Origin of the sequence: Oceaniovalibus sp. ACAM 378 (assembly GCF_008085915.1) — a bacterium.
In the GTDB taxonomy this organism is placed as follows: domain Bacteria; phylum Pseudomonadota; class Alphaproteobacteria; order Rhodobacterales; family Rhodobacteraceae; genus Oceaniglobus.
Genome location: NZ_VSJK01000007.1, coordinates 194,626 through 206,201, shown reverse-complemented (window position 1 = coordinate 206,201; position 11,576 = coordinate 194,626). Strand labels below are relative to the sequence as shown.

The window sequence follows — 11,576 nt, the reverse complement described above, 5'->3', positions numbered from 1 at the left end:
TGTCAGGTCCGCGCGCCATAGGACAACTGCCAGTTGACGCCAAACGGGTCGGCGACCCAGGCGAACCGTTCGGCAAAGTCATAGGTGTCGGCGGGCATCAGGGTTTCACCGCCCTCCGACAGGGCGGCGGCGATGGTATCCACATCCTGCGCGCTGTCACAGTCAACGAACAGCGACATGGCCGAGGAAAAATGAAACCCGGTGCGGTGCGGTGTGTCGATAAGCCGGACACGCCCCTTGCCGATCTTCAGCACAGCCTGTCGCAGGGTGCCCTCGACACCGTCTTCTCCGGGGCCGAATTCGGTTCGCTGTTCCACCTCGGCGTTTGGAAACACTGCTGCGTAAAGCTCCAGCGCATCGCGCCCCTGACCGGTAAAGGTCAGGAACGGAGTGACATTGTTCGCCATCAGCACGGCTCCTTCAGAATAGCCCGCATCAGAACGACCTCGTGGTGTAATCCACCTCGTCCTCATACAGCGTGTCTTCGATGCTGGTGGTATGGACCACGTTCAACCGGCCATCTTCGACCTTGCTGATATACTGGTGGCCAAACACCTGATGCGTCTTGCCGTTGAACACTTTGGCGCCCTGTGGGTGGTCCGCTCCGGCGGGCATATCGCTCATTGCTTCGACCGCCTCGATCAACGCGGCGCGGTCTTGGGGGCCTTGGTAATCCGCAGCTTCCATCCCGGCCTTGATGACGTTCAGCGTTTCCCAGCAGCCGAACATATGCGCATAGGTGCTGACATCCCGTGCATCGGAAACCGAGGCGCCGTTGTCGTCCACGCCGACCGCTTCGCGGTAGGCCTTGTCATACTCGGTCTGGTCGGCCTGAGCATAACGCGGATTGCCTTCCCACATATAGGAACCCTCAAGAAATTCGAGACCGGGTGAGGCCATATCCACGGCCTCCAGACTGTCGATATAGCCGAACAGCTCGGGGCGCGAGGGACCAAAGAATTCACCCAGTTCTTTCACGAAGGTCAGAACCGCGGGGCCGGTCATCACGTGATAGATCACCTCGGTATCGCGGGGGATCTGCGGGAAGTATTTGGTAAAGCTGGTTTCGGTCGGTGGAATGGCGATCAGCGCATTAACCGTGCCGCCCTGCGCCTCGAACGCCTTGGCGAAATAATCGCGGTGGTCATGGCCGAAGGCGAAGTCGGGGAAGATCATGCAGACCTTTTTCCCCAGATTTTCCGCCACGAAGGGGGCCATCGCCTGAACCTGACTTTTCACATCGGTGATGCCGGGCTGGAGGGTATAGCGATTCAGCATCCCCGAGGCCACATGATGCCCCTCGGAGACCACAAAGTATGGCAGTTTCAATTCGCCCGCCCGCGGGGCCGATCCGATCACCACATGGGAAAACAACGTGCCGAACGCGATGTCACAGTTGGATTGTGTGGCGAATTTCTCGATCACCTCGGCGCCGCGTTTCGGGTCGGTCCCGTCATCTTCGGCGACCAATTCGACCATCCGTCCGTTGATCCCGCCCGCGTCATTGATCCGTTTCACCGCCGCCTGCGATGTACGATCATACCAGCGGCCATAGGAGGCGCCGATACCCGTGCGGTGCACCTGAAATCCGATGCGGATCGGCGCGCTGCTTTGCGCCTGAACAAAGCCGGGCATCGCCGTGGTCGCGGCCAGCGCTCCGGCACCAAGGCCCAGCGTTTTCAGCGCACCGCGCCGGGAATAGTCGGGAGTAAGTAGGGTCTTCCGATTCATCATGAACCTCCTGTGCTCCGCCCTCTGATCGGGGCGATGGGGCATGGTTGTATGTGTGCCAATGATCTGTCCAGTTTTTTTTGTGCCATTCGGTGTCAGCCAATGCGCGGTGCCGCCAGCAGCCACAATCCCAACAAGGTATAGGCCACCATGAACAGGGCAAGCGGCAAATGCCCCAGAACCGCCCTTCGCCCGCCGCCAAATAGACCTCCGGCAATCCGATGGGCCAGCAGAACGCCTGTGATATGGGCCATCACGATCGCCCCCGCCTGTGCCAGCCAGATCGCCTGCACCGTGGCGCGGGTGTTGAAAAACCCCGTGGTCACATAGAACTGCCCGAGATTCAGCAGGTCGGCCCCATTGGCCAGAGGATCGGTCAGCGCGGCGACAGAATATTGCACGTTGACCAGAAACGACGTCAGAAAATGCGCGACGTGATAGCCGAATGCGATGGGCAGCACCGACAGGGACAACCGGCAGAATGCCTGTTTCAGCGGCGGCAGCGGCCCAGCGGGGGCAAAGGCGCGCAACAGCAGCCATCCCGCCAGCACCGCCAGCGCGAAGGTGGCGATCAACAGCGCGACAGCGCCGATCAAGCCCAATGTGGTGGGAGTGACGACCGCTGAGCGCCCGGGAAAGTCCAGCGGATTGATCCCGATCCGCGCCATCCACCAGAACGTGTCGTTCAGGCCGTCAAAACTGCCTGCGGCCAGCAGGGACAGGATGAAAACCGCCAGCGACAGGTCGATGGGCAACGACAACGCGCCGCGCCCGGGCATGCCGATCCGTCCAGCTTGAAACGGCGCGAGCCGGGCGAACAGGGTCAGCAGCAGCGTAAAACACTCGCCCCGCATCAGCCACTCCCGACCAAACAGCGCCATCGCGGCCAGCGTGAACAGCGCATACCCCATGACAAACCCCGCCAACCGCGCCGGATCATCAGGCGCAATATCGGCCAGAGAGAAGCCGATGATCAGCAGGAAACCGATCACGGCGGGCCAGTGCCCGACCCAACCGGGCAGGCGCAAGGGCGGCGGCACATCGCCCCACAGGGTCCGGTGAAACCCGGTGAACGGATTGATCCAGCGCCATAGATCGCCCAAAGCGCCCTGAAGCGTGACAAACCCGATCCACCACAGGGTCCAGATCGCCAACGGCAGCAGATTGGACAGCGGATCGCGCGGTCCGTAAAATCCCACCCAGATCAGACCGGCCAGCGCGATCAACGCGACTATTCCGCCGAATGTCGCTGCGCGCCCGGGAGCCTTAGGCGCGGGGGGCACGGGGAACAGCCGGTCCAGGGCGCGCAGCGGAACCAGCGCGACGATAAGAACGCTGAGCGCGACGGCACCGACTCCTGCGGCGGTATAAACGCCCGTCGGCAGCAACAGCACAAAGCCGCCTTGCGCCGGATGGGCCAATGCCGGGCCAGCCGAAAGCCCCGCGATACACGCAAGATTAAGCGCTCGGACAAGGTTGACGGATCGGTCTGCGGTTTTCATGCTGCCACTCAGCCACAACAGTTCCGGTAAGCCAATGAACCTGCGCCGCATATTCGCGATTTTTCTGACACTGGGCGTCGTTCTGGCTGGCGCCGGGTTTCTCGCCCTGCGTCCCGCGCCAATGCAGGTGCGCGCCGATCAGGCGGTTGCCGTGCCGATTGAGGGCGAACCGGGCGCGCTGCGGCTGTTCGTGACACTGACTAACAGCGGCGGGCCGGACCGGGTTATTGGCGCGCAATCGCCGCTGGCCGGACAAATATCGGTTATCGGTCCGCCCGACATCACGCTTCCCGGGCCGGGCACCGCGATTCTGGCCGTGGATGGCGCGCATCTGCGAATGACCGGGCTGGACCCCGGATTGCGCCACGGCGCGGTGGTGCCGGTCACGCTGTCCCTTGCCAGCGGCGGGCGCATCGCGACACGGGCGATTCTGTCCGACCCGGTTCAGGTGGGCGAAGCGGCGGCGCTGGGCCTGTTGTCGCTCGGGGGGATCTGCCGTGTGGGCGAGGGGGAACCGGCCCCGGCGATGACGCTGAACGTGGTGCCGTCGGGCAACGGGTGGCGGGTGACGGTGGCGACGAAGGATTTCCACTTCACCGAGCCGGTGGATGGGATCGGCCATGTTCCGGGCTATGGTCATGGCCATCTGTATCTGAACGGGGTCAAGTTACAGCGGATGTATACGCCGGGCGCGGTGATCGGTGCGCTGCCCCCGGGCGAACATCAGGTCGAGGTGACGCTGAACACCAACGACCATCGGGCCTATGTGGTGGGCGACACGCCGGTCACAGCGACGGTGCAGATTGTGGTGCCGTGATCGTCGGAAGCCGTCAGAACCATTGACACGGGAACCGTCCGCGCATTTGATTAGTGTACGAACGACGTCTCCGGCCGACACCGCAAAGGGGGCATACCCTGGGCTACCATGCAGCAGAGACTCTGGCCGATGCGCTGACCGCGCTGGGGCAGGCAACCGGCGCGCGGATCGTGGCGGGTGGTACCGATTTGTTTCCTGCGCTGGGCGAATTGCCAGCCCCCGCCGATCTGGTGGATGTCAGCCGTGTGGCCGAAATGCGCGGTATTGCGCGCCACGGCGCGGGCTGGCGGATCGGTGGTGCTGCGACCTGGAGCGATGTTATGAGCGCGGCGTTGCCCGCCGGTTTCGACGGGCTGAAGGCGGCCGCGCGCAAGGTTGGATCGGTGCAGATCCAGAACGCGGGCACTGTGGCGGGCAACCTGTGCAACGCCTCGCCCGCCGCCGATGGGGTGCCGCCACTGCTGGCGCTGAATGCGACGGTCGAACTGAGCAGCGTGGCGGGCGTGCGGCAGATGGCTTTGGCCGATTTCCTGCTTGGCGTGCGCAAGACGGCGCTGGCCCCCGCTGAGCTGCTCACGGCGATTCATGTTCCCGATCTGCCCGAGGGGGCCGGCGCCTCATTTGTCAAACTGGGCAGTCGCCGGTATCTGGTGATCTCCATTGTCATGGCTTCCGCGGTGGTGGTGATGGACGGCCCCTGGATTGCTCAGGCGCGTATCGCTGTCGGTGCCGCATCGCCCGTGGCACAGCGTCTGCCGCTGCTCGAGTCCGCTCTGGTCGGATGCAGGCCCGACGCGTTGCCGGTGATCACTCCGGAACATCTGGCGTCTCTGTCACCCATCGATGATGTGCGCGGCACGGCAGGCTATCGCAGGGCGGCGGTGGCCGAGTTGATTCACCGCGCCGTAAGGAGGGCCGCCGATGGATAAGCGCAGCGCGGATACCACCATCGGCCTGATGCTGAACGGCACACCCGTCACCCTGTCGCCCCGGGTCGGCGAACGCCTGTCTGCTGCGCTGCGTGAGCGTTGCGGTGCGCGCGACGTCAAAGTGGGCTGCAATGCCGGGGATTGCGGCGCCTGCACCGTATTGGTCGATGGTGCGCCGGTCTGTGCCTGTCTTATGCCGGTTCAACAGGCAGCGGGGCGGTCGGTCGAAACCCTGCGCGGGCTGAACGACGACCCGGCCATGGTCGCGCTGCAACAGCGGTTTCAGGATCATCAGGCGGCGCAATGCGGCATCTGTACGCCGGGCATGTTGGTGTCGGCCATCGCGCTGCTGCGTGATGTTCCGGGCCCGAGTGAGGTTCAGGTGATGGATGCGCTGTCAGGCGTGCTGTGCCGTTGTACCGGGTATCGCAAGATCGTCGATGCGGTGATCGGGCGTCCTGCGGCGCTGCACGGGGCGGGGGCTGTGGGCGATGCGGTGGTGCGGATTGATGGCGCGGCCAAGGTCGACGGGTCTGAGCGGTTTGGCGATGATGTGGCACCCGAGGGCGCGCTGGTGATCCGGGTGATCCGTTCGCCCCATCCGCGCGCCGCCTTTACTCTTGGCGATCTGGACGCCTACGCCGCGCGGCCCGGAATAGCGGCAGTGCTCAGCGCGGCTGACGTGACCGGGCGCAACGTCTTTGGTGTCATTCCCGCCTTTGCCGACCAACCGGTCTTTGCCGAACGCGAAGCGCGGTTCCGGGGTGAGGCCGTGGCGGCGGTGGTGGGCGACGCCGAAGTGTTGGCCGTGTTCGACCCGGCGGATTTTCCCGTGACATGGGAGCCTTTGCCAGCGGTTCAGACAGTTCCACAGGCGCTGGCTCAAGATGCGCCGCTCCTGCACCCGGACCGCGCGGGCAATGTGATGACCAAGGGGTTCGTGCAATGCGGCGACGCCGAAGCGGCGCTGGCGCGGGCGGATGTGACGGTCGAGGGGCGGTTTTCCAGCGGGTTTGTCGAACACGCTTATATCGAACCCGAAGCAGGATTTGCCCGGATGGTCGGGGATCGGATTGAAATTCACGCCTGCACGCAGGCACCAGTGATGGACCGCGACGGCATTGCCGAAATTCTCGGCTGGTCTGCCGACCGTGTGCGGATCGTGCCGACCGCAGTGGGCGGCGGGTTCGGCGCAAAACTGGATCTCTCGGTGCAGCCGATCCTTGCTTTGGCGGCGATCAAGACCGGCAGGCCAGTGCGCCTGACTTATTCCCGTAGCGAATCCATGCAATCGACGACCAAGCGGCATCCATCGGACCTGCGGGTCAGGATCGGCGCGATGGCCGACGGCACCCTGTCGGGCATGACGTTTGCGGGCGATTTCAACACTGGCGCCTATGCAAGCTGGGGGCCAACTGTGGCGAACCGGGTGCCGGTACATGCCTCGGGGCCGTACCGTATCGCCGATTACCGCGCCGTTGCCCGCGGTATCCACACCCATTGCCCGCCGTCGGGTGCGTTTCGTGGCTTTGGCGTACCGCAATCGGCCATCGCGCAGGAATGCCTGTTCGACGATCTCGCGCTGAAACTGGGCATGGACCCATTGGCCTTTCGGATGAAAAATGCGCTGGCCAACGGTGTGCCCACGGTCTGTGGTCAGGTATTCGCGCAGGGAGTCGGGATCGGCGCCTGTTTCGCCGCGCTGCAACCGGCGTGGGAGATTGCCAAGGCGGAATGCGCAGCGTTCAATGCCGGATCAGAGCATGTCAAACGCGGCGTCGGGATTGCCGGCGGATGGTACGGCTGTGGCAACACGTCATTGCCCAACCCGTCGACGATCAAGGCGGGAATCCGGACCGATGGCGCGGTGATGCTGCATCAGGGCGCGATGGACATCGGCCAAGGCGCGAATACGGTGATCGCGCAGATCTTCGCGCAAGCGCTGGGCGTGCCGCTGTCGGCGCTGACCCTGATTGGCGGCGATACCGATGTGACGCCGGACGCGGGCAAAACCAGCGCATCGCGCCAGACCTTCGTTACCGGCGCGGCGGCAAAACTGTCCGGCGAGGCCTTGCGCGCGTCGATCCTGCAACGCTGCAACGCGCCCGAGACCGCCACGATTGCGCTTGAAGGGGCCACGCTCACCGTCACCCACGGGGCGGAACGGCACGACCTGGCGCTGGACCAACTGCCTGCGGACGGGGACGGATATGTCTTCGCCGCCTGCGAAACCTATGACCCGCCGACGCGCCCTCTGGATGCGAACGGGCAGGGCGTCCCCTATGCACAGTTCGGCTATGCCGCGCATCTGGCCGTGGTCGAGGTTGATCTGGCGCTGGGCTGTGTGAAACCGCTGCGATTCACCGCCGCCCATGATGTGGGGCAGGCGATCAACCCCCTGCTGGTCGAGGGTCAGGTGCAGGGCGGCATCGCGCAGGGGCTTGGGATGGCCTTGATGGAGGAGTATTTGCCCGGTCGCACCGAAAACCTGCACGACTATCTGATCCCCACTATCGGAGACATTCCGCCGATCGAAACCCTGATCGTCGAAGACCCCGACGCCCATGGTCCATACGGTGCCAAGGGGCTGGGCGAACACGTGCTGATCCCCACGGCGCCTGCACTGCTTAACGCGATCCGGCACGCGACGGGCGTGTCTGTTCGGGCCGTGCCCGTCACTCCGTCGCGTTTGCATACCTTGCTGAAGGACAGGACATGAGCGCGAAAACCGGTGACGAAAAGATCCGCTGCGATGCTTGCCCGGTGATGTGTTTCATCTCTGACGGTCGGGCCGGGGCCTGTGACCGCTATGCCAACCATGGAGGTGTCTTGGTGCGTCTGGACCCTTTGACGGTGATTGAGGGTGGCGGGCCGATGGTGCCGTTTCTGGGCCGCGAATGGGACGGCGACATTGTGCAGGGCGACCGGCCTATTGTGGATGCCCCCATTCGGATCGGGCCTTTCGTAACCGCCATCGGGGCGGGCACCACCTATCCCGACTATAAACCGGCGCCGTTCATCGTGTCCCAGATGGTTGGCGATGCCGATATGATCACCGTCGTGACCGAGGGGATATTTTCCTACTGCGGCGTCAAAGTGAAGATCGACACCGACCGCCACATCGGCGAGGAGCGCGCGATTGTCCGGGTGGATGGCGAGGCGATCGGCCATGTGATGACCGGGGAATACGGCTCGAAAATGCTGAGCCTTGGCGGCGTCGAGCATTTGACCGGGGGCACGAAAAAAGAAGGCCGCGTGACCTGTGACGCGCTGCTGGCGCTGTGCAACTGCGAAGCTGTCGAAATGACCGTCGACGATGGCGTGACTCTGATTGTACAGGCCGGGCGGGCCCCGGTGATCGACGGTGTGCCAGAGAAATTGATGCGTGTTGGCTGCGGATCGGCTGCCATCGGCATGTTCGCACAGCAATGGGTCGCTCATGTGGACGAGGTGGTCGTGGTCGACGATCACATCACCGGCGTGCTGACGGAACATGAGGCGGGCAAACAGCTCGCTATGCGCCCGGCAGGTATCCGGGTGACCGGGCGGCGCTCGACCCCGGGGCGGTATTTTCAGGTGGCCAATCCCGGCACCGGCTGGGGCGGAACCGATGTGACGGATCCGCTGACGATCATCAAATCGGTTGATCCCAAAATCGCATGGCCGGGGCTGCGGTTGCTGATGATTTCCACCACCGGTGAGCAATCGGCGTATTTCGTGCTGGACGGCGATCTGTCACCACAACCCGCCGAAATCCCCGCCCCGCTGCGAGCCATTGCCGAACGGATCGCCGACAACTGCGAACCGTCGCTGTGTTCCGTGCTGTTCATGGGCGGCGCGGGAGGGTCATTGCGCGCCGGGGTCACCGAAAACCCCGTCGGCCTGACCCGCAGCGTCAAGGACGCGCTGACCCGCGTGACCGTCGGCGGGGCCGAGGCCTATGTCTGGCCCGGCGGTGGCATTACGGTGATGGCCGATGTGACACGAATGCCAAGCAATGCCTTCGGATACGTGCCCACGCCCGCGCTGGTCGCCCCCATCGAGTTCACCATGCGGCGCGAAGATTACGCAGCACTTGGCGGCCATATGGACCGTATCCGCCCGGTAGAGGACGTGCTGACCCCCGCCATCCGCCGCTTGCCCCGGGGTGCAAAGTGATCGCCGCGCGCCTGCCCGGTGACCGGCTGCATCTGCAACACGGACCGATCGATCTGGTGATCGGCGCGGATGGCGCGCGCGAACGGGCGTTTATCGCAGCCACGGCGCGGTTTTCCACCGTGCTGGATGAACTGGTCGCTGAACTGCCCCTGCTGCGCCGCGACCACGGGCCGCAGCCCCGGGGCGGGATTGCCCGCGCCATGTGGCAGGCGGTTCAGCCGTTTGAGTGTTTCGTCACGCCCATGGCGGCGGTGGCGGGGGCGGTGGCCGATGCGGTGTTGGCGGCGATGGTTCCGATCTGCGGATTGCAACGGGCCTATGTGAACAACGGCGGCGACATTGCACTGCATCTGACGCAGGGAGAGTCGTTTCGTCTGGCGCGGGCCGGTCTGGATCGTCGCGATCTGGGGCGGATCGCGATCAGTGCCGACGATCCCGTGCGCGGCATCGCCACCAGCGGGCGGGGCGGGCGCAGCCTGACCATGGGCATTGCCGATCAGGTGACGGTGCTGGCACCCACGGCCGCCATGGCCGACGCCGCTGCGACGCTGATTGCCAATGCCGTCGATCTGCCGGGCCATCCTGCCATTCGCCGCGCTCCGGCCAACACGCTCCGCGACGACAGTGATCTGGGCACCCGCCCGGTTGTCACCCATGTCGGCCCGCTGACCCCCGCCGAGACCCGTACCGCCCTGACCCGTGGCGCCGCATTTGCCGAATCTCTGCGGGCAAGCGGGCTGATCACAGCGGCGGCTCTGGTTCTGGCGAACACCCAACAGATTGTCGGTCACATCGATACCATTCCAAGAAAGGAACCCGCCCATGCCTGAGGTCAGGATCAGAAAGATCGCCACCCAGATCGAGGAGGTGTTCCACGAATTTGGCCCCGCCCCCGACCGCCCGCTGAAACGTGGCGCAGTGATGGCAGTGATCGCCAACCCCTTTGCGGGTCGTTATGTCGCCGATATCCAGCCGTTCATGGAGGATTTGAAACCGCTCGGCCTGTCCATGGCACGCCGCCTTCTGGCCGATCTTGGCGGCGATCCAAAGGCGATCGAGGGCTATGGCAAAGGCGCGATCATCGGCAGCGAGGGCGAGTTGGAGCATGGCGCGCTTTGGCACGCCCCGGGCGGATACTCGATGCGCGAGGTTCTGGGCGCACCCATGGCCATTGTGCCTTCAACGAAAAAAGTCGGTGGAGTTGGCACGCGGCTCGACGTGCCGGTGACCCATATCGACGCCTCCTATGTGCGCAGCCATTTCGACAGCATGGAGGTGGGGTTGAACGATTCGCCCCGCGCCGCCGAGTTGATGTATGTTCTGGTGATGACCACAGGTGCGCGTATCCACAGCCGATCCGGAGGTCTGTCGGCCGTCGATATCACCGGAAAGGACGGGCTGCGATGAGCGCGCAAATCCGCAAGATCGCCGTCTGGGTCGAAGAGACACACACCGAAATGGGCCGCCCGATCCAACCGCCAACACGCAAGGCGGTGGCAGTGGCCGTTATCGCCAATCCCTTTGCCGGGCGCTATGTCGAAGACCTTACGCCGCTGATGGATATCGGCGCCGAACTGGGCGCGCTGCTGGGCGCACGTTGTGTCGCCGCTCTGCGCATAGAGCCGGGACAGGCCGAAAGCTATGGCAAGGCGGCGATGGTTGGGGAAAACGGCGAATTGGAACATGCCGCCGCAATCCTGCATCCGAAACTCGGCGCGCCCCTGCGCGAAGCGGTGGAAAGCGGCGCCGCGCTGGTCCCGTCATCAAAGAAAATGGGCGGCCCGGGTCAGGATCTGGACGTGCCTCTGGGCCACAAGGACGCCGCCTATGTCCGCAGCCATTTCGACGGGGTCGAGGTGCGGCTGAACGATGCCCCCCGCGCCAACGAGATCATGGTCGCCGTCGCCATCACCGACAGCGGGCGTCCCCTGCCGCGCGTTGGCGGACTGACCCACGCCGAGGCGGTGGGAAAGGACGGGTTGCGATGACCTATGTCCTTGACGAACAGGTGGGTTACATCCTGCGTCAGGTCAGCCAGCGCCATGGGCTGATCTTTCAGGCGCATGCCCCCGCCGGCCTGACGCCGACACAGTTTTCGGCGTTGGTCCGGCTTGATCAACTGGGTCCGCTGTCCCAAAACGAACTGGGCCGGGCAACGGCCATGGACGTGGCCACAATCAAGGGTGTGGTCGACCGGTTGCGCGCCAAGGGGCTGGTCGCGCTTTCCGCCTATCCCGGCGACAAACGCCGCAACCGGATCAACCTGACTGCGCAGAGTCAGGCGATGATCTCTAATCTACATGAAGCGGGCGAAACGATCACCGGCGAAACTCTTTCCGCCCTGTCGCCAGAAGACAGCGCCACATTGGTGGCACTTCTCACCCGTTTGATCTGATCCCGGGTTTCTTCTTTGCACAAATACTCATCTTCCTTTCTGCC

Annotated in this window: 11 protein-coding genes; 8 read left to right on the top strand and 3 right to left on the bottom strand. The window is 64.3% G+C overall.

Annotated features, from left to right (window positions below; translation table 11 throughout):
* Positions 1 to 2 precede the first annotated feature (2 nt).
* The 3 genes from FQ320_RS11365 to FQ320_RS11355 form a co-directional block, all read right to left on the bottom strand.
* Complete coding sequence (locus tag FQ320_RS11365) at positions 3 to 407, bottom strand: VOC family protein (protein ID WP_187393868.1); 405 nt, start codon at positions 405 to 407, stop codon at positions 3 to 5.
* 28 nt (positions 408 to 435) lie between these two features.
* The gene (locus tag FQ320_RS11360; protein ID WP_148472277.1) at positions 436 to 1,731 is read right to left on the bottom strand and encodes an ABC transporter substrate-binding protein; all 1,296 of its coding nucleotides are present in this window, start codon (positions 1,729 to 1,731) and stop codon (positions 436 to 438) included.
* A gap of 95 nt (positions 1,732 to 1,826) precedes the next feature.
* Positions 1,827 to 3,233, bottom strand: coding sequence for a hypothetical protein (locus FQ320_RS11355; RefSeq protein WP_148472275.1), 1,407 nt, complete (start codon positions 3,231 to 3,233; stop codon positions 1,827 to 1,829).
* 34 nt (positions 3,234 to 3,267) lie between these two features.
* Here FQ320_RS11355 and FQ320_RS11350 point away from each other — a divergent pair, with 34 nt between their 5' ends.
* From FQ320_RS11350 to FQ320_RS11315, 8 genes are read left to right on the top strand one after another with little or no spacing between them, the layout of a single operon-like run.
* On the top strand, positions 3,268 to 4,050 hold the full coding sequence (locus FQ320_RS11350; protein WP_187393867.1) for a copper chaperone PCu(A)C: 783 nt from the start codon (positions 3,268 to 3,270) through the stop codon (positions 4,048 to 4,050).
* A gap of 53 nt (positions 4,051 to 4,103) precedes the next feature.
* Positions 4,104 to 4,979 carry a xanthine dehydrogenase family protein subunit M gene (locus FQ320_RS11345; protein WP_255509468.1) on the top strand — a complete coding sequence of 292 codons (876 nt, stop codon included), beginning with the start codon at positions 4,104 to 4,106 and terminating at the stop codon, positions 4,977 to 4,979.
* Complete coding sequence (locus tag FQ320_RS11340) at positions 4,972 to 7,698, top strand: molybdopterin cofactor-binding domain-containing protein (protein WP_148472272.1); 2,727 nt, start codon at positions 4,972 to 4,974, stop codon at positions 7,696 to 7,698. The genes FQ320_RS11345 and FQ320_RS11340 overlap by 8 nt, the downstream gene beginning before the upstream one ends.
* Positions 7,695 to 9,137, top strand: coding sequence for a 6-hydroxynicotinate reductase (locus tag FQ320_RS11335; protein WP_148472270.1), 1,443 nt, complete (start codon positions 7,695 to 7,697; stop codon positions 9,135 to 9,137). The genes FQ320_RS11340 and FQ320_RS11335 overlap by 4 nt, the downstream gene beginning before the upstream one ends.
* Positions 9,134 to 9,967: a UPF0280 family protein gene (locus tag FQ320_RS11330; RefSeq protein ID WP_148472268.1), complete on the top strand. Its 834-nt coding sequence runs from the start codon at positions 9,134 to 9,136 to the stop codon at positions 9,965 to 9,967. Before FQ320_RS11335 ends, FQ320_RS11330 begins: the two co-directional genes overlap by 4 nt.
* Complete coding sequence (locus FQ320_RS11325; RefSeq protein ID WP_148472266.1) at positions 9,960 to 10,544, top strand: amino acid synthesis family protein; 585 nt, start codon at positions 9,960 to 9,962, stop codon at positions 10,542 to 10,544. The genes FQ320_RS11330 and FQ320_RS11325 overlap by 8 nt, the downstream gene beginning before the upstream one ends.
* Positions 10,541 to 11,125: an amino acid synthesis family protein gene (locus FQ320_RS11320; protein ID WP_148472265.1), complete on the top strand. Its 585-nt coding sequence runs from the start codon at positions 10,541 to 10,543 to the stop codon at positions 11,123 to 11,125. Before FQ320_RS11325 ends, FQ320_RS11320 begins: the two co-directional genes overlap by 4 nt.
* Entirely contained in the window at positions 11,122 to 11,532 is a 411-nt protein-coding gene (locus tag FQ320_RS11315) for a MarR family winged helix-turn-helix transcriptional regulator (protein WP_148472263.1), read from the top strand. Before FQ320_RS11320 ends, FQ320_RS11315 begins: the two co-directional genes overlap by 4 nt.
* The last annotated feature ends 44 nt before the right edge of the window (positions 11,533 to 11,576 follow it).

Bases quoted from the DNA above. Each gene is read 5' to 3' on its own strand.
- FQ320_RS11365 (WP_187393868.1), bottom strand. From the start codon at position 407: ATGGCGAACAATGTCACTCCGTTCCTGACCTTTACCGGTCAGGGGCGC.
- FQ320_RS11360 (WP_148472277.1), bottom strand. From the start codon at position 1,731: ATGAATCGGAAGACCCTACTTACTCCCGACTATTCCCGGCGCGGTGCG.
- FQ320_RS11355 (WP_148472275.1), bottom strand. From the start codon at position 3,233: ATGAAAACCGCAGACCGATCCGTCAACCTTGTCCGAGCGCTTAATCTT.
- FQ320_RS11350 (WP_187393867.1), top strand. From the start codon at position 3,268: ATGAACCTGCGCCGCATATTCGCGATTTTTCTGACACTGGGCGTCGTT.
- FQ320_RS11340 (WP_148472272.1), top strand. From the start codon at position 4,972: ATGGATAAGCGCAGCGCGGATACCACCATCGGCCTGATGCTGAACGGC.
- FQ320_RS11335 (WP_148472270.1), top strand. From the start codon at position 7,695: ATGAGCGCGAAAACCGGTGACGAAAAGATCCGCTGCGATGCTTGCCCG.
- FQ320_RS11325 (WP_148472266.1), top strand. From the start codon at position 9,960: ATGCCTGAGGTCAGGATCAGAAAGATCGCCACCCAGATCGAGGAGGTG.
- FQ320_RS11320 (WP_148472265.1), top strand. From the start codon at position 10,541: ATGAGCGCGCAAATCCGCAAGATCGCCGTCTGGGTCGAAGAGACACAC.
- FQ320_RS11315 (WP_148472263.1), top strand. From the start codon at position 11,122: ATGACCTATGTCCTTGACGAACAGGTGGGTTACATCCTGCGTCAGGTC.